31 protein-coding genes are annotated in these 22,787 nt (G+C 30.6%); all 31 read left to right on the forward strand.

From position 1 onward, the window contains the following. Nucleotides 1–322: 322 nt before the first annotated feature. The 31 genes from ACX6CF_RS07915 to ACX6CF_RS08065 all read left to right on the forward strand — a co-directional run bounded on the left by ACX6CF_RS07915 (nucleotide 323) and on the right by ACX6CF_RS08065 (nucleotide 22,767). Complete coding sequence (locus ACX6CF_RS07915; RefSeq protein ID WP_458784777.1) at nucleotides 323–1,006, forward strand: DUF1963 domain-containing protein; 684 nt, start codon at nucleotides 323–325, stop codon at nucleotides 1,004–1,006. 214 nt (nucleotides 1,007–1,220) lie between these two features. After that, nucleotides 1,221–1,793 carry a hypothetical protein gene (locus ACX6CF_RS07920; RefSeq protein ID WP_458784778.1) on the forward strand — a complete coding sequence of 191 codons (573 nt, stop codon included), beginning with the start codon at nucleotides 1,221–1,223 and terminating at the stop codon, nucleotides 1,791–1,793. 285 nt (nucleotides 1,794–2,078) lie between these two features. After that, nucleotides 2,079–2,945, forward strand: a complete 867-nt coding sequence (locus ACX6CF_RS07925; RefSeq protein ID WP_458784779.1) for an alpha/beta fold hydrolase — start codon at nucleotides 2,079–2,081, stop codon at nucleotides 2,943–2,945. A gap of 118 nt (nucleotides 2,946–3,063) precedes the next feature. Continuing rightward, on the forward strand, nucleotides 3,064–3,321 hold the full coding sequence (locus ACX6CF_RS07930) for a type II toxin-antitoxin system Phd/YefM family antitoxin (protein ID WP_458784780.1): 258 nt from the start codon (nucleotides 3,064–3,066) through the stop codon (nucleotides 3,319–3,321). A 2-nt stretch (nucleotides 3,322–3,323) separates the two neighbouring features. After that, the gene (locus tag ACX6CF_RS07935) at nucleotides 3,324–3,638 is read left to right on the forward strand and encodes a type II toxin-antitoxin system RelE/ParE family toxin (protein WP_458784781.1); all 315 of its coding nucleotides are present in this window, start codon (nucleotides 3,324–3,326) and stop codon (nucleotides 3,636–3,638) included. A 189-nt stretch (nucleotides 3,639–3,827) separates the two neighbouring features. Then, nucleotides 3,828–4,289, forward strand: a complete 462-nt coding sequence (locus ACX6CF_RS07940; RefSeq protein WP_458784782.1) for a hypothetical protein — start codon at nucleotides 3,828–3,830, stop codon at nucleotides 4,287–4,289. Nucleotides 4,290–4,374: 85 nt separating this feature from the next. Beyond that, nucleotides 4,375–4,737, forward strand: coding sequence for a hypothetical protein (locus tag ACX6CF_RS07945; protein ID WP_458784783.1), 363 nt, complete (start codon nucleotides 4,375–4,377; stop codon nucleotides 4,735–4,737). Between the two features lie 352 nt (nucleotides 4,738–5,089). Next, nucleotides 5,090–5,515, forward strand: a complete 426-nt coding sequence (locus tag ACX6CF_RS07950) for a hypothetical protein (RefSeq protein WP_458784784.1) — start codon at nucleotides 5,090–5,092, stop codon at nucleotides 5,513–5,515. Nucleotides 5,516–5,915: 400 nt separating this feature from the next. Next, nucleotides 5,916–6,242: a hypothetical protein gene (locus tag ACX6CF_RS07955; protein ID WP_458784785.1), complete on the forward strand. Its 327-nt coding sequence runs from the start codon at nucleotides 5,916–5,918 to the stop codon at nucleotides 6,240–6,242. A gap of 45 nt (nucleotides 6,243–6,287) precedes the next feature. Beyond that, nucleotides 6,288–6,530, forward strand: coding sequence for a hypothetical protein (locus ACX6CF_RS07960; RefSeq protein WP_458784786.1), 243 nt, complete (start codon nucleotides 6,288–6,290; stop codon nucleotides 6,528–6,530). Between the two features lie 352 nt (nucleotides 6,531–6,882). After that, nucleotides 6,883–7,467, forward strand: a complete 585-nt coding sequence (locus ACX6CF_RS07965; RefSeq protein ID WP_458784787.1) for a hypothetical protein — start codon at nucleotides 6,883–6,885, stop codon at nucleotides 7,465–7,467. Next, nucleotides 7,464–7,775, forward strand: a complete 312-nt coding sequence (locus tag ACX6CF_RS07970) for a hypothetical protein (protein WP_458784788.1) — start codon at nucleotides 7,464–7,466, stop codon at nucleotides 7,773–7,775. Before ACX6CF_RS07965 ends, ACX6CF_RS07970 begins: the two co-directional genes overlap by 4 nt. A 50-nt stretch (nucleotides 7,776–7,825) precedes the next feature. Beyond that, nucleotides 7,826–7,954 (forward strand): hypothetical protein, encoded by a 129-nt coding sequence (locus ACX6CF_RS07975; protein ID WP_458784789.1) that lies wholly within the window; start codon nucleotides 7,826–7,828, stop codon nucleotides 7,952–7,954. 87 nt (nucleotides 7,955–8,041) lie between these two features. After that, nucleotides 8,042–8,743: a hypothetical protein gene (locus ACX6CF_RS07980; RefSeq protein ID WP_458784790.1), complete on the forward strand. Its 702-nt coding sequence runs from the start codon at nucleotides 8,042–8,044 to the stop codon at nucleotides 8,741–8,743. 242 nt (nucleotides 8,744–8,985) lie between these two features. Further along, entirely contained in the window at nucleotides 8,986–9,546 is a 561-nt protein-coding gene (locus ACX6CF_RS07985) for a hypothetical protein (protein ID WP_458784791.1), read from the forward strand. A gap of 340 nt (nucleotides 9,547–9,886) precedes the next feature. Continuing rightward, entirely contained in the window at nucleotides 9,887–10,333 is a 447-nt protein-coding gene (locus ACX6CF_RS07990) for a GNAT family N-acetyltransferase (protein ID WP_458784792.1), read from the forward strand. A 196-nt stretch (nucleotides 10,334–10,529) separates the two neighbouring features. Further along, complete coding sequence (locus ACX6CF_RS07995) at nucleotides 10,530–11,048, forward strand: hypothetical protein (RefSeq protein WP_458784793.1); 519 nt, start codon at nucleotides 10,530–10,532, stop codon at nucleotides 11,046–11,048. A gap of 186 nt (nucleotides 11,049–11,234) precedes the next feature. Next, nucleotides 11,235–12,014 carry a sugar phosphate isomerase/epimerase family protein gene (locus tag ACX6CF_RS08000; RefSeq protein ID WP_458784794.1) on the forward strand — a complete coding sequence of 260 codons (780 nt, stop codon included), beginning with the start codon at nucleotides 11,235–11,237 and terminating at the stop codon, nucleotides 12,012–12,014. Between the two features lie 154 nt (nucleotides 12,015–12,168). Continuing rightward, a complete protein-coding gene (locus tag ACX6CF_RS08005) occupies nucleotides 12,169–12,732 on the forward strand; it encodes a class I SAM-dependent methyltransferase (RefSeq protein ID WP_458784795.1) in 564 nt (187 codons plus the stop codon). Between the two features lie 125 nt (nucleotides 12,733–12,857). Beyond that, nucleotides 12,858–13,445: a hypothetical protein gene (locus ACX6CF_RS08010; protein WP_458784796.1), complete on the forward strand. Its 588-nt coding sequence runs from the start codon at nucleotides 12,858–12,860 to the stop codon at nucleotides 13,443–13,445. A 176-nt stretch (nucleotides 13,446–13,621) separates the two neighbouring features. After that, nucleotides 13,622–14,143, forward strand: a complete 522-nt coding sequence (locus tag ACX6CF_RS08015) for a flavodoxin domain-containing protein (protein ID WP_458784797.1) — start codon at nucleotides 13,622–13,624, stop codon at nucleotides 14,141–14,143. A 51-nt stretch (nucleotides 14,144–14,194) separates the two neighbouring features. Continuing rightward, the gene (locus ACX6CF_RS08020) at nucleotides 14,195–15,025 is read left to right on the forward strand and encodes a VanW family protein (RefSeq protein WP_458784798.1); all 831 of its coding nucleotides are present in this window, start codon (nucleotides 14,195–14,197) and stop codon (nucleotides 15,023–15,025) included. A 121-nt stretch (nucleotides 15,026–15,146) separates the two neighbouring features. Continuing rightward, nucleotides 15,147–15,611, forward strand: a complete 465-nt coding sequence (locus ACX6CF_RS08025; protein ID WP_458784799.1) for a pyridoxamine 5'-phosphate oxidase family protein — start codon at nucleotides 15,147–15,149, stop codon at nucleotides 15,609–15,611. Nucleotides 15,612–15,720: 109 nt separating this feature from the next. Continuing rightward, on the forward strand, nucleotides 15,721–15,996 hold the full coding sequence (locus tag ACX6CF_RS08030) for an autorepressor SdpR family transcription factor (protein WP_458784800.1): 276 nt from the start codon (nucleotides 15,721–15,723) through the stop codon (nucleotides 15,994–15,996). Then, the gene (locus ACX6CF_RS08035) at nucleotides 15,986–16,681 is read left to right on the forward strand and encodes an SdpI family protein (RefSeq protein WP_458784801.1); all 696 of its coding nucleotides are present in this window, start codon (nucleotides 15,986–15,988) and stop codon (nucleotides 16,679–16,681) included. The genes ACX6CF_RS08030 and ACX6CF_RS08035 overlap by 11 nt, the downstream gene beginning before the upstream one ends. A 514-nt stretch (nucleotides 16,682–17,195) precedes the next feature. Beyond that, on the forward strand, nucleotides 17,196–17,813 hold the full coding sequence (locus ACX6CF_RS08040) for a YIP1 family protein (protein WP_458784802.1): 618 nt from the start codon (nucleotides 17,196–17,198) through the stop codon (nucleotides 17,811–17,813). Between the two features lie 182 nt (nucleotides 17,814–17,995). Next, entirely contained in the window at nucleotides 17,996–18,673 is a 678-nt protein-coding gene (locus ACX6CF_RS08045) for a hypothetical protein (protein ID WP_458784803.1), read from the forward strand. A gap of 305 nt (nucleotides 18,674–18,978) precedes the next feature. Continuing rightward, nucleotides 18,979–19,782: a YdcF family protein gene (locus ACX6CF_RS08050; protein WP_458784804.1), complete on the forward strand. Its 804-nt coding sequence runs from the start codon at nucleotides 18,979–18,981 to the stop codon at nucleotides 19,780–19,782. A gap of 141 nt (nucleotides 19,783–19,923) precedes the next feature. Next, nucleotides 19,924–20,808: a YARHG domain-containing protein gene (locus ACX6CF_RS08055; RefSeq protein ID WP_458784805.1), complete on the forward strand. Its 885-nt coding sequence runs from the start codon at nucleotides 19,924–19,926 to the stop codon at nucleotides 20,806–20,808. Between the two features lie 252 nt (nucleotides 20,809–21,060). Beyond that, a complete protein-coding gene (locus tag ACX6CF_RS08060; RefSeq protein ID WP_458784806.1) occupies nucleotides 21,061–21,564 on the forward strand; it encodes a class I SAM-dependent methyltransferase in 504 nt (167 codons plus the stop codon). A 321-nt stretch (nucleotides 21,565–21,885) separates the two neighbouring features. Next, complete coding sequence (locus tag ACX6CF_RS08065; protein WP_458784807.1) at nucleotides 21,886–22,767, forward strand: hypothetical protein; 882 nt, start codon at nucleotides 21,886–21,888, stop codon at nucleotides 22,765–22,767. Nucleotides 22,768–22,787 lie beyond the last annotated feature (20 nt).

Genomic DNA, 22,787 nt, shown 5'->3' on the forward strand with positions numbered 1-22,787 from the left:
CATTTACCTTTTAGAGCTGTTGTAAAATAGTATGTTAAAAATTGACTTAAGTATTCGTATTGGCAGTGTCCGTCCACAACATCAGCTAACAAAATGTTCCTGTTCGCTCTGTTATGGTATAATGAGGATAATGATATACTAGAGTGGGCGGGAATTTGAGATGAGTGGCAAGCTGTTGCACATTTCTTAGCCTAAGCCCGTCGGGATGGCGCACGCATTAACACTTAATCAGAGCATGAGCGAGTGCTTCTAAGACTGAGAAACGTCAGGAACACGTAACGTTAGCTAACATTGTACTTATTTAATTCGAAAGGGGAATTTTATGAATATATGGGATAAGCTTAACTCATTTGGCAGAATTCCAAGTATTGCTAAAATCGGAGGATTTAGGCCAACTGAGGATATGAAGAGTTGGTTTGGAGGCAATTTTTTAACTGAATTGGGTGAAGATTGGCCTAAAGATGATGATGGCTACATGCTTCCGATTATTCAGATTTATGTACCGGATGTTCCAAATGGGGCTGATTTTTTTGGTGAAACCCAGCTAATTCAAGTTTTTCTTAATAATTCTTCGTTACCAACAAAGTTTGAGGCTAAAAACGGAGAGGGTTGGCTTATAAAAGAATATAGCAGTATTTCAGAATTAAAAGTTACAAAAACACCCGATGAAGCTAATGCTTATAAAACATTTCCAATAGTTTGGATTCAAAAAGAAAATCCAGAGTTTCCATGTTGGGAAGAGTCTTGGGAATACCTTGATATGACAGAAATAAATGAGACAGATGAACTGACAAAGAAATTTTTTAATGACTACGGTTCAAGTGAGAAGACAAAAATAGGTGGTTATGGTGCATATATTCAGTCAACACCCTCTAATGAGTATGAGTATATTTTTCAGATCTCATCTGAAGAAAAACCTAAATTTATGGTAGCAGATAATGGGAGTTTATATATTCTAAAATCTAAGAAAACAAAAGATTGGCACCTTCATTGGGACTGTTTTTAAAGGGCCAGTACAACATCAACTAACAATATATTTACATTCGTTCGGGTAGGATCAATCCTATGGGGTCAGCCCTCACACATTCAACCACCTAAGCGTGTTGCGACAGTCATTGCATTAGCCCTTATTCAGGGCATGAGCAACTCCTTCTAAGGTGCTGGAACGTCGGAAATACAGAACCGTTAACTGAAATAATTACTAGTATAGAGGGTGTATTATGTTTAATATAAAATTCAAAGTATTTGATGAAGATCTAAACGAAATGAAAGTAATGAATTTAGAGGAGTTTGAGAGAGAATTCACATCAATTTATGGGAATTATTGTATGAGTGTAGAGGGTGAAGGTTATCCATATTACCTTCCAGATAAATTGATTTTTTCTAATTTTGAGGATTCTCAGCTTATTGATGTTCATTTAAATAGTTTAATTTATGTGGTTGAAAATCTAAATAAGTATGATTCATTTTTCATTAAATACGTTGAGAATAGTGTTACTTGGCTTTTAATACAAAAACAAGGTAACATAATTCTTTTATCAGAGATTAGAAAATTGTATACGGTAGAGATGAATAACCATTTAAAAGGTGGGTATGTAATAACAAATAAAGAATTCTTTAATGAAGTTGAATTGATATGGGGGCCAATAAGTATAAACTTAGATGAATTTGTTGATGAAGTAATTAATGCAACTCATATACTTTTTAAAGTAATTGGAGAAGTTAATCAACAATTTCAAAGATCATGTGTAATGAATAAGGTATTTAGTTTCGTTAACAAAACGAATGTCTAAAATTGTTATTCAATAGAGAGTATTGCAGGGTTTCCGTAATTACTTCAGTTAACAATGTATTTCCGTTCGTTCGGGGTGGTATTCCTCTAGGGGTAGCCCTCACACATCCAACCACCTAAGCGCGTCGCGACAGTCATCGCATTAGCCCTTAATCAGGGCATGAGCAACTACTTCTAAGGTGTTGAAACGTCGTGAACAAGAACCGTTATATAAAACTATACCACATGATTGTTTGGGAGTAGATGTTGGGTAAAAAATTAAAAAACATAATTGGAGGCTGTTAAAATGTACATAGAAATGACTGATGGCGTTAAGCTGTATGTAAAGCGAGAGGGAAAAGGTAAACCATGTATTTTTATTCATGGAGGACCAGGAAGTTGGAGTTATGATTACGAGGTATATGGTGGTAGGTGCCTACAAGACTCTATTGACTTCATCTATTTTGATCAAAGAGGATGTGGTAGATCTGAGGGGGAGAATGATACTGATTACTCCATTAATCGAATAATAAGAGATATTGAAGAAGTTAGAACTAACTTAGGTATAGAAAGTTGGATAGTTATAGCACATTCTTTTGGTGGAATTATAGCAATTAACTATGTTGAAAAATATAAGGAACATGTAGATGGTCTTATTTTATTAAGCTGTACTCTGTACATGGAGGATTCTTTTAAAAGTCAAATATATCATGGGAGAAGGTTATTATCACTAGGAAATGATTATGAATTAGATGACTCTTATGAGGTGTTGGATAAATGGAATAAGACTATAACAGAACTATTGGAGAAAGATATATTTTATAAACTTCAATATATTAGTTATGAGAGTTATAAAAGAGTAAATAACTTATTTAGTGAAGTAGATGATTTTAATAGATCAATGGGAAATCAAGCATTTACCAATAAAGGGTATAATAAGTGTTATTACGAAATAACAGAAATAATAGATGTACCAGTTCTTGTTATAGTAGGGAATAAAGACTATGCTATTGGCTGTAGGCATTATGAAAACTTTCTATTTCCAAATGCAAAATATAATATTATAGATGGAAAGCATTTGCTGTATATTGAGAATAACAATGAATATGAAAATGCAATTAGAGAGTTTTTGAAAGAAATGAAAGCGGGTCCGGTTCAGGGACGGAAATACTAAACGTTATATGAAAGTGATATCTAATTAAAAAAAGAACTATTTTATTGGCTACACTATTGTTGAATAGATATCGTAATTATGATAGAATATGCATATGATATTATAGGAGGTGCATATAATGCCAACAATAAGACCAAGTTCTGATCTAAGAAATAAGTATAATGAGATATCAAGTTTTTGTCATGATAATTCAGAACCAGTATATATAACTAAAAATGGCAAAGGAGATTTAGCTGTTTTAAGTATAGAAACTTATGAGCGTTTAGTCGGCAAATTTGAATTGAAAAAGTTGTTAAACGAAGGAATTGAGGATATTAAAAACAATAGAGTTTTGTCAGTAGAAGATGCTTTTAGAAGAATTAGAAAAGGAATTTAGAGATGGATAATTATAGAGTTGTAATTACTGAGAAAGCAATCAAAGACATAATGGAAATATCAGAGTATATTTCCGAAACTCTTTTAGATGACGAAGCAGCAAAGAAACTTGTTAAAAAAATGGAGATAGCGATTCAAAGTTTAGCTGATATGCCGAAACGAAATGCATTAATAAAGGATAAGGAATTATCTTTAAAAGGTATCAGAAGGATTATAGTTGGTAATTATATAATTTTTTATATATGTTCGGATAAAGACTTATTAGTTAGTGTTATTAGAGTTTTATATAATAAAAGAGACTGGGAAAGTATAATATAATTGCTTTATATTTTTGGTATTGGCAGTTTCCGCTGTTACCATCATATAACAATGTATTTCCATTCGTTCGGGAAGGGTGTTTCTCTAGGGTAAGCCCTCACACCTAAGGTGTTGGAACGTAGGAAATACGGGACCGTTATGAGACATTATCTGCTTGTTTTTTTGAGTATTTGAGAGGGTGTGATGATTTTGAGGAAGTTATATATTTCATTAGCATTGGGATTTGCCATTATCTTAGGGATAGGGTTTAGTGTACACCGTTCCAATCTGTCTCCACTTGAAGTTGCTTCAAGAGACAAGAATGCTAGTGATGGTACTTTTTCGATTAATGATGTTTTGTATGAATCTCCAGTAGCGGAGGATAAGTATATCATTATTTATAACAATTCTTTTGGGAATGTATGCAATGTTCTTCTGGAGGCAGGGAGATTAGGTTATGAAGTTGTCGACTTCAATGGTGAGATGTCGTGTGAGAATTCAGTGATTCCTGTTGGTATGCATTACGGTTGGTACCGACATGAAGAAGGATGGGTAGGTTCTGGAGTAGTATATTCAGATGATGTTGCTAAGATAATAATAGATGGTGAAGAAGCTAATATCAGTAATACTAGGGTTTTCTTCAAGAATATCGAAGATATATTACTAAATTGAAATTGATGTTATTTTGTGGAGAGTACAGCGAGATGAACATAGATTAAGAATATTATTATAATTCATTATAAAAGGAATGAGAAAAGTGGGAGTTATTGTTAGAGATAAAGTAACACATAAAAAATATGTATTGTTAGGAACTGGATTTGGAGCATATAAAGCAGTACGACCAAGTTTTTTTGGTGGTAACTTAATTCCGCATGAAGAAGAAGGTACAATCGCAACTATAGCAGTTTGTGATTCTAAAGGAGATATTATTTGGATTAATTCTAACAATTTACAAGTTATAGAAGTTGATGGAGTTAAGATTGAAGAAATAGCATTATATAATGCTATAAATGAAAGCAATAAAGAATTAAATAAATATGAATTTTGTCCAGGATGTGGAACGAAGGTTGATGTAAATGAAAAGTATTGTCCAGGATGTGGTTTAACACTTACTGACTAATTGAGATTAACAATATGTTGTAGAGAGTGTGACAACATCACATAACAATGTATTTCCATTCGTTTGGGCGGGGTATTTCTCTGGGGGTTATGCCCTATACACATCCCACCACCTAAGCGCGTCGCGACAGTCGGTGCTAGCCCTTAACAGGGCATGAGCAACTCCTTATAAGGTGCTGGAACGTCGAAAATACGGAACCGGTAAAATAAACTACTAGTTTAATTAAATATTTATGTATCTTAAAAAGAGAAGTATATAATGAAAAAAATAATCTCGTTATTGGTGATTTTATTACAAGTATGTATTATAGTCAGTTGTGGTAGTAAAGATAATAAGGTTAACAAATCTAGTATTGAGTTTTTATAATGCAGTAGAAAAAGAAGCATTTTCGGATGAGTATATAGTCAGTAAAGAGCCATTATTTACAGGAAATGATATAAATTATTATGATTGGAGTACTCATACTATAGTTTTTAAAGATGACTTTATAAGCCAACAGAAAAATATTGATAAAGATATTAAAATTGGTGGTAGCTCAATATTTGATACTAACTCTAGGGATAAATTTATGGTGTATGTTGATAATGAGTTATTATATGATGGATATTACAATCAGTCTTTATTATCTTCATTTTATCCAATTGGAGCAGTATTGTTCGATTTATCAGATGCTGTAAGAATCGATTTTAATGGAATTAAAGGTGTTGAATTGAAGGATAATAGATCAGATTTAAAAATGTACGAATCCTTAAAATTATGTAAAATCTTAAATGATTAGTGGCTACTTCCGTAGTTTACTTCACCTAACAATGTATTTCCATTCGTTCGTGAAGGGTATTCCTTTTGGGTAAGCCCTAACACATCCCACACCACCTAAGCGCGTCGCGACGTCGTTGCATTAGCCCTTATTCAGGGCATGAGCGACTCCCTCTAAGGCGCTGGGACGTCGGAAATACGGAACGTTATGAAGACATTATCTCACTCATTTCAGGTTATTTTTTTTGGTATTTAAAGATATAGAAACAATAGTATTTAAACTTATATTTATTATAAGCTCATGTTTAAACAAATGATTAAAACTGATTAATAGGAACAAAATGTTTTAGTACATATGACATAATTATATAATAACAATACTAAATTGTAATAATAAATAAACAACTGGATAGGTGATTTTAATGATGAGTAAAAAAGGGTTACGAAAAATTATGATTAACGGTAAATCATATAATTGGAAAATAAGTAACGAAAATCATTTTCTGATTTTAGTATGTGAAAAAAGTTATAATGAGGGTAGTAAAATTATAGTTAATTTAGATTCTGAAACACATAAATTTTGGTTAGAGTTTCCTCATGTGGAAAACTTAAATTTAAGGCCTATAACACCAAGGGATGTAAAGGAGATTATATCTCAAGCTATTGAACAGGGGTGGAACCCTGAAGCAAAAGGAGCTATTCTAAGATTTGAATATTCTAGTAAAACTAATAATTTATTTAAGATATAGTATATTAATACTTTCTTAATACTAAACAACTTGGGATGTGGTCCGATGCTGAGTGAGGTAACATCTTATAACAATGTATTTCTGTTCGTTCGGGTGAGGTATAGGTATTCCTTTTGGGTAAGAAATTTATCTTCTCATGGAGAAAGAATTTCAAAGGTACAGTATGAAACCTTATTATATTACAAAAAGCGCCAATTATTTGAATTGATTTCATGGACTAAGTTAGAATTAACTGGTAAGAAAATAGCTCCTACTGTGGATGATATGATTGAAGGCAATTATATTTAAAAGTAGTCATTAGTACAATAAAATAATCTAATAGTCCGTTGGCAACTACACCTAACAAAGTGTTTGCGTTCGTTCGGGTAGGGGAGTTCTTACGGGTCGCCAAGAGGTATTCCTTATAGATCGTCCTCACAAATTTCTCAACCTAAGCCCGTCGGGATAGTTGGCACATTAGCCCTTGGCAGGGCATGAGTACCTCCTTAGAAGCTTTAGAAATGTCGTAAACAAGATGATGAATTTGATTTCATCGGACAAGTGATTTGACAATGTACTCTACAGTGAACTGAACTTCCCATTATTTTATATACAATTATTATAAAATAATCAAAAGGCATACAGAGGAGGAAATAATAAAGTGAAAAAGAATAAATTGTTAATTACTATTTTAATAATAGGGTTATTGTTATTGATTAGTGGATGTGAAAAATTAAAAAGTGTTGATGATCCTAAAAATTTAACTACTTCAATGCCATCGCCTTCTGATATTATAGTAGATCCAATACTTACTCAAGAAGAACTTTCTTTGCAAGCCTACGAGAAATTCATGAAAAATGAAACAAAGGTATCTTTTGACCGCTTTATGCCAAAAGACTATTTTAAGGGAACTCTATACAAAGAGGGAAGTGAATATACACTTTCGGAAGTATTAGACATAGTTACTGCGTATTATTTTGAAAATTCTACAAATAAGAAAATTGAATCTATAGATTACAGCTATATAGATTGTGGTATGGATGGAGTGAAAGAATTGGTTCTTCGTTTCAATGGTGTGGATATTTATGATGAGGATGACAATAGTGCTCTTGTTTATATTGTAAAGTATATCGAGGAGAAACTATCTCTTTGTTATTATTACGAGACTTGGGCTAGAAGCGATTCCACATTGAATGAATATGGATATTATAAGTCTGGTGGTAGCATTGAGCGAGCAATCACATGACAGAATATAGTCTAATTGACAAAGAGGGTAACTGGACATATATTGTTTCTATTGAAAGTGAACTAGATATTAATCAGCTTGCTTGGTCGGATGAATTGGGGCAAATTTCTAAAGTGGTGGAGACAAAGGAAATATCAAGCGAAATTGAGATAGATACCATATGTTTTAATAATAATGAATATACAGTTAATTCAGATGAGGTTGGAAATAAAGATTATTTCTACACATTTTATGTTTATGACGATAATTGGGAGCTAATGGAGGATGCGCATCTATATACGAACAGCATATATATCCAGAAACTATAGAAGGTGTAGACTTGTTATATCAGGAATATTTATCTAAAGACGTAAAAATTATGAAAAAACCCCAAAAAACAGAATATGGTACATATGAATTTGTTATTAAAGATATTGATGGTAGGCTAATAGGAATCGGAAGGATATGTGATAATAAAACATATTTTGAAGATTCAAATTATCTGTAATAATTACAAGTAGTCAATAAGACCATTAGCTGTAATATTTGCTACTTGAACGGTGAATTTTAATAAATTATTCAGAAGGTGGATGTTATGAAGAGTAGAAATATAGCTTATTCAGAAGAATATAAGGAATATAGAAGAAAGATGGACTATGTATTTGATATGAAGTATCAAGATAAAGAGGTCAGAACAAGAATAGTAGACGATGGTAAACATACTTTAATAACATATTATTACTCTGATTTTAGTCATGGTACTTTAGATTATAATGTACGTGCATCGAGAACTGAAATTATTAATAGTAAGCAAAAAATAGTAAATGAAATTAAGAACATAGATTATAGTGTTGATTTCTTTTCGGATATAAAGCACTCTAATGGTAATTCATATTTATTTTTTTCGATAGACTTATATGGATATAGTATAATGGATTTATCAAATTATAATGTGAATCATTATATACCAGTAGAAAGTTTTAATAATAGCCAAGAAACTTTTATATGGACTGATATACATTACTGTAAACATAATGATTTGCTTGCAGTTGATGGCTGTTATTGGGCTTCGCCATACGGTACTGAATTTTTCAATATAACTAATCCAATGGAGTTACCATTCAAAAAAGTATGTGACTCTAATGACTTAGAAGGAATATTTAGTACAGACGATGATATAATACCAATACGATGGAATGAAAATGGAACCATTATATTGCGAGGCTTTATAGATGATGAAGGTATGAATCAAGTTGAGAAAACAATAGATATAAAAACACTGAAAAATATAATATAATCTTATATAAGTTGACTAAGTTTCCGAGAGTACTACAGATAACAATATATTTCCGTTCGTTCTGTAATGGTATAATTGTGACGACTACAGAAAAGTATTCAAATATAAAATAAGCGTGGACACTGACCGCATATCACACCGCCTAAACCAAGTATGGTAACTCTCGCGTTGCATTAGCCGTTCGTAGACTCACAGTAGTGTATTATGAAGATTATATAATACGAATTGAAAGGTTGGAACATATGTTAAGTATTTTAAAGGCAAATAAGAAGTTATCAGAGTGTCTTGAAAGAGTTTGTGATGTTGAAATTTTAGATGATTTTCAAAAACCCGAAGATGAAGATGGACATTTAGAATATAATATTACTGGAAAAACGTTCGCCAAAGAAGGTGGTGGTGGCGAATATATTCTTTTAGAGGATGGTTCCGTAGGTTTTTGGGGAAGTGAAGGACAAGTAGGTAGAATAGCTGATAATATTAATGAATTTTTCGAGTTTGTAATAAACTGCCCATATTGGCAAGACTATGTCAGAAAAGACATGTATGTAAACATCTCCATACTTTCTGAGTTTTCAAAGAAGAACTTTGAGGAACTTGTCACATCAATGAAAAAGGATTCCATTGATGTTTTAAATAATCAAAAGTACATTGCTGATAATCTAGGAATAAAATTATATGATGATGTTGCCACTCAGGTGTTGATTAGGTTTTATAAAAGTGCATATCGTGAAATGAGATTTTACGCTGAATTTACGGAAAATGATGGTAGTAAGCATAGCACTTCAGGAACACTATTTAAATAGTATTTAATTATTCGTAAAATGAGTATAATTAAGTATATAAAAGATTTAGGGATATACTTTGGAGCTGAATGAGTCAATCCTCACACATTCCTAAACCTAAGCGTGTCGCGACAGTCGGCACATTAGCCCTTGACAGGGCATGAGCGCCTCTTTCTAAGGTTGAGATAATAACTTAATCTAATAATGTATTTCCATTCGTTTGGGCAAGGGTATTCCTTTAGGGGCTTTATGATTATTAGGATATTAATATAATGTCAATAGAAAAGCTGGTATTCATTTATAGGTTATAAACTATCTTTTTATTAATGGTTATCATGAATAAGTGCGGGGGTAATAATAAATGCAAGTTAACTCAAAATATATAATTCGGAAAGCTGATATTAATGATGTAATAGAAATATCACAAATCTTTATTGAATTTGTTGGAAAGAATTCTGATATCATAGCAATGAAAAAACAAATCGAAGTTATTTCTAATAATCCGAATTACTTTGTAGCTGTAGCATGTTATAGAGAAAAGGTTATAGGAACTGCAATGGGGGTTGTTTGCTATGACTTATGTGGAAGCTGTAAACAGTTCATGGTAATAGAAAATGTAGCAGTTTTACCAAGTTATCGTGGTAAGGGTATAGGTAAATTACTTATGGAGGCTCAAGAGAAATTTGGAAGAAAAAATAATTGTCAATATACAATTCTTGTGTCTGGAAGTAAACGTACCGATGCACATAAGTTTTATGAAACAATGGGTTATTCTAAAGAATATGGCTTTAAAAAAAAATTGAAATAACTTGATAAGAAGTTTTTATGAAGGTATGTAAATAAGAGTGGCTTAGAAGCTGTGGGAGAAACATCACTTAACAATGTATTTCCGTTCGTTCGGGGTCAAAATCCATTGAATTAGTTATCTGTTATAATGATTAAACGCATGTTTTATAATAATACAACGTGATAGTAAAATATTATAATATAAAGGATGATTAGAGATGAAAATAATACATAATAAAAAATTAGGAATCATAAGTATCATTACAATTACATTTATATGCTGTTACCTTTTAAATCCTTATCAAATTCAAAGTTATATATTTGGAAAAGACCGTATCACTATTCATTTGAAAGTTATACTTAATGGAGAAGAAATATCCTTAGATACTTTAAGTGCAAATTGTACTTTTGAAAACAGGAATTGTACTGTTAATTCAAAAACTGGAACTTATACAACTAAAGGTGGAAAGCATGGGCAATATAGTTTTAATATAATAATTCCTTTAGAACGATTAAGTTATAAAAGTGATGTTATACTTAATTTGAATTATATCAATGCTAATAGTTGGTATGTATCTGAAAGTAATTGTATTGTATATTTGCACACTAATGAAAATGGAAATATTAGTGCTGATAAAGCAATAATTAGCGTAAAACATAATGAAAAAACATCTCAGAATTATATACAAAACATTGAGTTTGTAAATAGTTGCTTAGAAATTAATTGGGGAATATAGGTAGGCAATTAATATTGATTTATACGCTTTGAAGATTTAATAAAAATTGAAAAAGTTGTTAAACTAAGGAATTGAAGATATAAAAAATAATAGAGTTTTATCAGTAGAAGGCGCTTTTAAAAGAATTAGAAAAGGAATTTAGGTATGGATAAATAATGAATTGTAATTATTGAAGGGATGACTTATATGATAACAATTTGGGATTGGTTTGAAAAATATATGCCTATTAATGAGCGGTATAGGTTAATAAAAGAGGCTGGATTTGATGGTCTTATGATGTGGTGGAGTAATGAGTTTGGACGTGATATTTTTGGTAAGGATGATTATCGCAATGGACCGAAAATTGCATGCGAAATGGGACTTTTCATTGAAAATATCCATGTGCCTGTTCAAAACGCAAATAAGCTTTGGCTTGATAATCTAGAAGGTGAATCACAAGCTGGATGTTACCGCCAATGTGTTAAAGATTGTGCAGATTTTGACATCCCAACAATGGTTCTACACTTACCTAGTGAAGATAACTTATATAATCTATTAGGATTAGACCGCATGAAGAGGATTGCAGAACTAGCGGAGCATAATGGTGTTAATGTTGCATTAGAGAACCTACATAATCTTCCAAGTTTAGCTTACATATTAGAACAAGTTGATTCTCAACGTATTGGATTTTGCTATGACAGTGGACATCATTACCGCTACTATCCAGATGTTGATTTACTATCTAAATACGGAGAAAGACTAATGGCACTACATTTACATGATAATAATGGAAGTAATGGTCAGCATGGTTTACCTTATGATGGTGATATTGATTGGGGTATTACTATGAAGAATATTGCAGCAACATCTTATACTGGTGCAACAGCATTAGAGCCTATGAAATGGGATTATGAGAATCTAACAGTAGAAGAATTTTTGAGAATTGCATTTAAGAAAGCAAAAAGCTTGGAATTATTAAGAATCTAGATTACTTAAACGTTAGATAAAATATAAACGAGCATATTAAGCCAGCTAACAATATATTTCCGTTAGCTGATTTGTGGTATAATGATATGCATACTAGAGAAAAAATTCGTAATTTAAATTGGCTGTTTTAAGTTAAGAAAGGATCGTGTTTATTATGGGATTTTATGATAACAAAGATAATGTCTTACAATATATTGAGATGTCAAGAGACTATAGTGGTAGAAGTCTTATAGAGGTTTTGGCAAGTCATCTAGAAAAGGGAGCTTCATTATTAGAACTGGGAATGGGACCTGGTAAAGATTTAGATAGCTTGGGTAAGATATATGACGTAACAGGGTCTGATAGTTCAGAAGTTTTTTTAGATATATACAGAGAGCATAACAACAATGCCAATCTAATTTTACTAGATGCTATAACTATTAATACATCTAATAAGTATGATTGTATCTACTCTAATAAAGTATTGCAACATTTGACTACAGATGAACTTTCTCAATCAATTACTAGACAATATGATAAATTAAATTCTAATGGATTGGTTTTTCATACCTTTTGGTATGGTGAAGGAACTGAGGTATATAATGATCTAAGATTTGTTTATTACAAAGAAGATATTTTGGCAGATTTATTTACTAACAAATTTAAAGTCATTGAAATAAATAGATACCAGGAGGAAGAAGAAGGAGACTCCATTTATCTAATAGCTAGAAAGAGTTAGTGTTATTTGATAAAGCTTCCTCACATTCATTTTCTTTTGGGTGATGCTCTGTGGGTTAAAGTGAACGTCGTAAACACTCAAAATGTTAGGCGCAATCATATACTAGATAAGGAGGAACATATAAATTGACAGCATTTAAGATAGATAAGTTTAGGATTACTATTTTGATAGGTATAGCATTATTGATTGTTACTTCAACAGTTGCCATATTGGCTCATAATCAAAAGTTGAAATTGGAGCAGAATCAATTAGAGCGAGATATACAAGCAACGTACACGGTTATGAATTTGCTAAATAGGGAGTTACAGCGTTATCAAGGGATGTATGAGAGAGAGGATATAGATGAAGTCTCATTGAAGGAACATCAATATATGATGAGAGGAATTTGTAATACTACTATGAAGATTAGATATGCTTCGAGAATGTCTGATATCAGAATGATTACACCAGAATCTCTAGAAGATGTTGACGATGAATCTTATCAAAGATATTTGAAAATGTCGGATTATCTCTCGTCAATTTTCGAGGGAAGACTTGAATCAGAAGAGTATGAAGGGGAAGAAGTTGAATACTTTTATAATATTTATGTTTCTGATGAATTCAAGAGTTTAATTGCAGAAATATTGAGCCCATTGCTTGAGAGGGATAAATTTGGATATGATAAGAAGCAACCAAGAAATTTGTTGGTTTTGGTATTGAATCATATTAAGTAAATAAGTTATAATTAAGGGTATAGCAATGACATCCTTTTAGAAATTTTTAGTGTGTGTGAACTTCAATTATAACTTGAAATATGGGAAAAAAACAGTTATATAAACTTATATACTTCTTTTGACGTAGATATACAGTGCTTTTTCTATTTATATATATAAACTAGGAGGTTGTGAATATGAAAACTATAGTAGTGTTTAAGTCTAAATCAGGTTTTGTTAAAAAATATGCCATATGGATTGCAGAAGAGTTAGCAGCAGACTTATTGGAATATTCTAAAGTTACTATTAAAGAACTTGAATCTTATGATACTATAATTTATGGTGGTGGATTGTATGCAGTCGGTATAAACGGAATAAAACTAATAACCAAAAACTTGACTAGACTTGAAGGCAGAAGAATTGTTGTTTTTGCATCGGGTGCTACTCCTCCTAGAACAGATGATATAGAAAAAATTAAAAATAATAATTTTACGAAAGAACAACTGGAAAAACTACAATTTTTTTATTTGAGAGGTGGGTTTGATTACAAAAAACTTAACCTAGGTGATAAACTTCTAATGAAACTACTAAAATGGAAGTTAAAAATGAAAAAAACATTAATGCCTGATGAAAAAGGAATGTTAGCGTCATATACTGTTCCTGTAGATTTCACTAAAAAGAAAAACATAGAGGAAATTATCTTATATGTAAACTCATAAAATTTAAGGAATATATATTAAATTAAAGCTAGATAGAAAAGAGGTAAGTTTATGGCTAAAAAGCTATTTTGTGAGTTGAATCCTTTGACTTATAAGATATCTGTAACTAAGGGAATACTTAGAAGAAAATTAAAGTGGTTTAGGAATCGACATATATATGCTAATACATATGAAACTCGTAGATTACCTATAAAGATCTATGAACACAAATCGCTAATAAGAAGACAATTAGGGAATGTAGATATGGTACTACAAGAGAATAAAGCAACTAATTTAGGTTTAGCAGCACCAAGAATTAATGGTATCATTATCAAGCCACAAGAAGTCTTTTCGTTTTGGAGATTATTAGGTAAATGTACCAAATCAAGGGGATATAGAGAAGGATTAGTGATAAGGTCGGGAAATACAGATAAAGGGGTTGGTGGTGGAATGTGTCAATTTACAAACTTGATTCATTGGATGATTTTACATAGCTCATTGACGATTATAGAACACCATCACCATAATCAAATAGACATATTTCCAGATTACGGAAGACAAGTTCCATTTGGAACTGGTACGTCAATCATGTATAATTATCTTGACTACCAATTTGTTAACAATACAGACCAAACTTTTCAATTAATTACTTATGCCTCAAATGAATATCTTTGTGGAGAGTTAAGAAGTGAAAAGAGCTTAGAACATTCATATCATATAGTAGAACAAAATAGTTATTTCACTCAAAAAAAAGATGGATATTACAGGAATAATGAAATATATAAAAAAGAAATAAATAATAGAACAGGTAATCTTATTAACAAAACATTAGTAACGGAGAATCATTCAAAGGTACTGTATGATGAACAGTATATACCAATTGATATGATAAGAGCTAACTAAAATATATATTGGTAGGGTATTAGCAACTCCTTTTTTAGGTTGAGAAACGTCGTGACGGAACGTTATCTAACATCCTATATAATGCAATTTGTTTATTCTATATAAAGAAAGGGAGAATGATATGGATAAGACAGCTTATGAAATTCAAAAGGAGAGAATTAAAGAACTAGAGGGAAAAGCAGCAGAATTATTAGAAAAATGTGATGTCGTAACTCTCGCTTCTGTAAATGAAAAAGGTTATCCTCGTATATGTACGATTAACAAGATTGAAGCAAACGGTTTTTCTGAAGTTTACTTTTTTACCTCAAAGAGGTCTCACATAAATGGTAAAGCAACGCATTTTCAAAACAATACAAAAGCAAGTGTATGTTATCATCTTGGAGGAGATAGTGTTACACTTATAGGAAATGTTGAAATAATTGAAGATATGAATATTAAAAAAGGGTTTGATAAATATTGTGATAGGAATTTCTTTAAAAAAGGTGTAGAGGATCCTAAATGCTTCTTATTAAGATTTCTCACGAATGAAGCAACATTTTGGATTGAGGGTAAGTTCAGAACATGTAAATACAAAGCTAAAGTATAATATAATAAAAAATCAATAGCTTATTAAAAATATTTTTAAATAGCTATTGATTTTTTGTTTTAAAATGTTATAATCTATTTAAATAAAATTTTAAATAGGTGGTGATTGAATGGGCTTGGCTAATACCTTTAAAGTACTATCAGATCCATTAAGGCGAAACATTCTTGTATGCTTAAAAGACGGTAAACTTACAGCAGGAGAAATAGCAGACAAATTTAATATTACACCCGCTGCTCTTTCATATCATTTAAAACTTCTAAAAAATGCTGATTTGATAATGGAATATAAACTAAAAAATTATATCTATTATGAATTGAATACAAGTGTTTTTGATGAAATAATCATTTGGATAAATCAATTTGGAGGGGAAAATAATGAAAAATAAATTATTATGGATAATAACTCTATTGCCTACTATTGTAACTTGCGCAATTATACCTTTTATGGACGATAAAATTCCTATGCACTATGATGCTATTGGTAATATTAATAGATGGGGTTCAAAATATGAAAATTTTATCTTTCCAGTCATTATTATTGTTATGACATTGTTTTGGAAATTGATTTTAAATTATTTTAGAAAAAAACAAGCTTCAAATCAAGATGAAAAAACGGTTAAAGAAGCTCAACAAAATGAAAAAGTGATTTATTATACAGCTATTGGTATGGCAATTCTATTTGGTATTATGCATTACACAATGATGTATTCTTCAATTATTGAAACAAAAAATAATATGACAAATATGGCAATAGATATAAATCTAGTTACAAATATTGTTGTGGGTGTATTATTAATCGTCATTGGCAATATTGTACCTAAAAGTAAGATGAACAGTATTGTAGGTGTACGTACTGTTTGGAGTATGAAAAATGATGTAACGTGGGCAAAAAGCAATCGATTTGGAGGAATCTCTCTAATTATATCAGGATTACTTATAATACTTGAATCAGCATTAATCGGTGGTTTTAAATCTACTATTTTAATGATTACTATCATTATAGTAGATGGCATTGTTTTAACGTTGTATTCTTATCAAATTTCTAAAAAATATAGTGAAAAACGAGCATAACACGTAATACACATTATATAATCAAGTGTACTTTGGAAAGTGATTTTAAATTACATATATTTACATTAACATCTACAGAAGATGTATTACAAAAAAGACTTAATAGAAATAATTATAAAAAAATATTGAAGTATCCTTATTTTTCCGTTAATTCAGTTCTAATGAGTACAGAAAAGTACTGGTCTTAATAATAGAAATTATGATATTTAGAGCATTCGAGGATAAGAGAACAAATGGAGGTAAACTAAAAAAGAAGATGTTATCCAAATCCAAAACGCATAAAAAATTGCAGTAGGATATCATCCAAGAGTAAAGGATTATACAGGTTTTTGCATTTATGGCAGACCTATTGTTAAGATTATGGAGGAGTTGCCTAACAACTTGAGGACAATATTTTCTGATCGTTATGGAACGTATTTTGAAGGATAGAGGACTTACTCTTTCTACGGAACTGGAATGTCGGAAAGAAGAAATGTTAGGTAAAATAGTTTACTACTTGATTGAGGAGATTATTATGAATGAAATGATTGAAGAGAATGAAAACGTAGGTGTATTTAATCCAGTTATGAAGTCTTTAATGAGTCCAAGAGATACAATCAGATTCGTACTGGAGAACGAGAGTAGGAAATATTATTGGATTCTTATGTATTTGCTAGGATTTACAAAATCTATGGATAATTATGCCAAACGTGCATATGATATTGACGTGTCAGTTATTGTTTTACTGCCGATGTTTGCGATAATCTCAGGTATTATTTATGTATATTTTACTTCTTGGGTTATGTCATGGTTTGGTAAGTTATTTGGGGGAGTTGCTACATTAGAGCATCTAAGAATTTCAATGCTTTGGAGTTCAGTACCTGAAATGTTAATATTACCAATTGCATTAGTAACCTTTATTGGTGGAGCAGATAACTTGGAATATTTAGTTCTTGGCAATTTTATTGCTACAGTATTGTATTGTATATTGGCTGTTATAGAGATAGTTATAGGTATTTGGTGTTTTGTTAACTTAGTTCGTATGGTATCTGAGGTTCAAGAATTCTCAAACGGTAAAGCTTTTCTAAGTATTATATTACCAAAATTAATATTGATAGCATTAATGATTGTATTGTTTTTCAGAACTGGTTAATGACTTGCTTATTACTTAATATAACAGTAGCCTCACCTAAGGTATTGTGCTTAACTAAAGGGGTAAGTCGGTAATTGCGCTACGCAAATTCACTATCTGTTGAGAAGGTCTTTGTGGGTCGGAGCAAACGTCGAAAATAAAACGATAGATGACATATATATTTCTGATAAGGAGGGGATTTTGTGATTTGGTTACTTTATGTAACTCAATTGATTCTTTCAAGTCTGTTTCTATCTACACAAACTTATGGTGAGTATTATGCTTTATGTTCTTACTATAATTTGTTTGAGAATAAAGATCGAAGAAGTCTGATAGTCTATATTTTCGGAGATAAGGATAACCATGAGATTGATAGCAAATTGAGAAGAACGGAAATTCAGTGGTATATCTACGGAATTCTTTTTCTAGTGGTATTAGTAGTCTTTATTGCTTTGTTATTATTTGGACTTCCCAATACTTTGCCTGAAATTATCTACCTTATTGGATCTACAATATTGATTATCATTCTAGATATATTAGACTTCAATTTGCGTTATAGGAAAGTTGAAAAAATGATTAATTCAGTTGAATATGAAGAGTCAATACATAATGAGAATGAAAGACTCGCTTTGCCAAGACTAATTTACTTTATTGGTTCAATTATAGTAGCCATCATTTTATTTATTTTTTTAGAAGATTACTTTGGAGAAATGTTAGGAATTGTAATGTCAATTTACTTTATGATTATTGGTATATTTGGAGCGTTTGTTAAGATGATGTTTTTGAAACTTCCAATTGCAATGTATGGAGAATTGGTTGTTCCAATAAATATACTTATAGCTGTAATTAGTTTAGGGACTTTGGTTTATCAACTATTCTAAGGTAATAATATCTTATATAATAATATTTATCATAGAGATTATTGTAGAAGCTATCATTACTTACAAGTAAATGCTCTTTAGATCGTATGTTAAGCCATCCATTATCAAGGTTTGAAGTAACAATAAATAACATTATTGTAAGTCAAGCTAACCGAAATTCTAAGGGATATATAAATGTAGAAGAGTTAACGTTGTATATGGCAAAGAATGATATTATTGATAAGATATAGAACAGTTGTTGATAGATAGTTAGCTAAATAATGAAGGGATAAGATTATTTGAATTTAATGTATGGAGGCTTTTAAATGGATTTATATAAGATTGTGAAAAACATAAATGTATTAAGTGATTTCCTTGGAAAAAGAGATTTAGATACTTTGTCGAGTAATGATTTAGAAGAAAAATATCAAATTTCACAGGCGGATATACTGATTTTATTTGGAGGTAGTATACCATATGGCTTAGACGTAGTTGGAAAAGCCATTCTAAACAATATTGCAAAAAACTTTATGATCGTTGGTGGAGAAGGACATACTACAGAGAGTTTGCGACTAGCTGTACATAATGCTTATCCAGAGATAGTAACTGAAGGAAAAATGGAAGCAGATGTTATAAGTGAATATATAAGACGAAAATATGGTATTGAAAATGTTTTAATAGAGCGTAATTCAACTAATTGCGGAAATAATGTTACCTATGCGTTAGATGTTATAAATCAAAATAAACTTTGTCCAAAAAATATTATTATTGTCCAAGATTCAACAATGCAGCTTAGAATGGACGCTGGTTTTCGTAAATATCTTAAAGATTCAGAAATTAAAATAATAAATTTTGCTTCATATAAAGTTAAAGTTACAGTCAAAAATGAAAAATTAGTTATTGAACCGTCAGATATTTGGGGTATGTGGGACATAAAGAGATATATTTCCTTATTGATGGGTGAAATTCCAAGATTATTAGATAATGCTAATGGGTATGGTCCTAATGGGGAAAATTATATTGCACACGTTAATGTACCTATATATGTATTAAAATCATTTGAAGAATTAAAAAAGGAATATGGAAATTTAGTTAGGATTGCAAATCCTCAGTATGATTCAAAAAGGTAACAATCATACTAAAATGGGTATAATCACTGGTAAAATAAAGTTACATATATAGCTAATTATTTTCAGGGTGCTGAGATGTAAGGAATATGGAACCGTCAAGCGAAATTTTTGTATTCAAACATTTAGGAGGATTATATATTTATGAAGAATATTTTAGTAGTGGTAATGTTATTATTTATGGTTGGTTGTCAAAAACAAAATATAAGTAATACTGATACCTTAATAGATAACTCTGAGCTAGATAATATAAATGAAATAGTAGATATAGAAGTTATTGACGATAATAATAGTAATGAAGATAATATTATAGAATACAAGCTAGTATTCAACGATATAGAAGTAGACCTAAATTCTTCTCTTACATTAAAGGAAATTAGTAATATATCAAAGGAAGATTTAAGTATATTAAGAAATGCATTTTTTGCTAAGTATGGTTATGTATTTAATACTTCAAAATATGATGTTTTCTTTAGAGAACAAAATTGGTATGAGCCAGACGAAGAAATTACTGATATAAATGTGAAATTGAATGATAACGATTGGCTGAATATAGACTTAATACTAAAAGTAGAAAAAAACTTTAATGATTTATCCAATAATTTAACTAGTGATGAAAAAAACTTAGTTGGGTTCTGGCATGAAACACCTTATGTTGCAGCTGGATATGGGGAAGTATATAAATTTAATAATGACAGAACTTACACATTTCAATATAGTCAGTATTTTGGTGATAATAGGATTAAAGCTTATATGGGCAAATGGTTTATAATAAATAATATGTTATATTTGCAACCTATAAAAGAGGAGTATTATCAGGGAGGAGAGTTAGTTAAGGCATCTCCATCTATGATAAGTGAGTATGAATTAACTGGTGGGGAGCTCATTATACAAGATGTCACTAACCCAAGTATTCATGAGGTAGCACTTGACTTTAATATTAATACTGATGAAGATGAACCATTAGGAGTAAAGTTTGGAGATAAAGTATTTTATCATTTGTCTGCAAGAAGTGACCTGAATGAGTAATACAAAATTTGGCGACTTAGCTTAACAAAATATTCCCGTACGCTACGCATATCTCTTCATCAGGTGCGAGCGCTACCGGGAAGAAGGATTCTGAGAGTCCAGCTCAGTTGCGTCGGGAGTACTATAAGTTAGGTGAAAGAGTGATATCATTTCAGAGAATTACACTGGGGACTAATACTAACGTAGTATGGACTTTTAATATATAGAATAAATATTTGGTTGTTTAAAATTATAAAAAAGGAGGGTACAATTATGGCAATTATCAAAGGTCTTGAATGGACATTTAACACAGTTTACAAAGAATATGACAAATGGCGTCCTACTTATGTGGGTGAGTTGTATAAAGATATCTTTGCTTATAAAGAAATAAACTCATCAAGCAAAGCCGTTGAAATAGGAATCGGAACAGGACAAGCTTCACTTCCTATTCTTGATACAGGCTGTTTTTTAACTGCAGTAGAATATGGTGCTGAATTATCAATATATGCAAAGAAGAAATTCACCTGCTATAAAAAATTTGATGTTGTAAATGTTAAGTTTGAGGATTTTCAGTGTGAAGATAATTCTCTTGATTTGATTTATTCCGCATCGGCTTTTCATTGGATACCTGAGGAGATAGGTTATATAAAAGTTTTTAATTTACTGAAAAGCGGAGGCGTTTTTGCACGTTTTGCCAATCACCCTTATAAAGATAAAAGCAGGGTAGGAATGCATGAAGCTTTAAAAAAAGTATACACTTTTAGGTACTTACTCTGATCATATTGCTATTGAAATAGACAAAAGAAAGAAATTTTTTAGTGAAATAAAAAGTGAAATAGATGAATTGGGTGGACTGATAACGATTTATGATACCATTGATTTGGAGCTTGCAAGAAAACCATAACATTCCATTATGAGCATAATTTTTCACAGCTTCATGTTGGATCAAAGTAGCATTTTCATAAAGCAATTGATTTTAATATTGAAGCAACAATAGAAATATGGTATAAGAAATTTGATTAATCGTGGTTTATTCTGTTGTAAAATATTGGTTTATGCTCGTAGTCAAAACTAAAATTTTTAATCGCGAGGTATATGATGAGTGAGACAAATAATAATTTCAATAAAGAAGAATCTTTAATTAAATATGCTAAGCCCAAATTTAGGGTTTTTGTAAACATATATTTATTTATTATAGGATTGGCGATGTTCATTTATCCTTTAGTGGAGATTATTGATACATTAATGTATAATAAAATTAATTTTCATATTATAGGATTATATGCAACGCTGATATTTGCATCCTTGATGCTATTAATCTCAATAAATAGTTTATTAAGTTATTTTGGAAATAAAATATATATATCAGATGGTTTTATTAAGATAAAGAAAGCGTCACTGGGCAGAATGTACTTAATATCGAAAAAATGCGTCATAGGAAAAAAAACGATAGTTACTAGAAAAGGGATGGACAACTATCAAATACTTCTTTACTTAAGAAATGGTAAAAAAATAAATACAGGCTTATTAAATTGTAAAAGTAAAGATTTTAATAAAATTGATAATAAGTTTGATTTTAAGAAAATCCGAAATAAGAATGAATTGAAAGAGGAGCAAGCTAATTATGAAATAGAAGAAAGTGATTATTTAACAAAGACAAATTATCTTATTCCTATTATTTCTTTTTATACTCCATTGATTGTATTAATAATTATAATATCTTTGTTATCATCTGGATATAATCATAAATATGGTGAGCAGGATGATTTCCAAGTAAATGGTATAGTGATAGATATGAATTCAGAGGGAGATAGTGATAATACTGATTATACAATCGTTGTATTAGAAGATTATACGTTAGTCAAGCACAAGATTGATGTTAGTCGAAATACATATAATAAATACGAAATTAATAGTAAAATACATATTTTAGGAACAAGGGGAAGTTTAGGGATAATATATGGCATTAGATTTCTATAAATAAATTAATCAGGGCATGA

The organism is Vallitalea sediminicola, assembly GCF_054408565.1.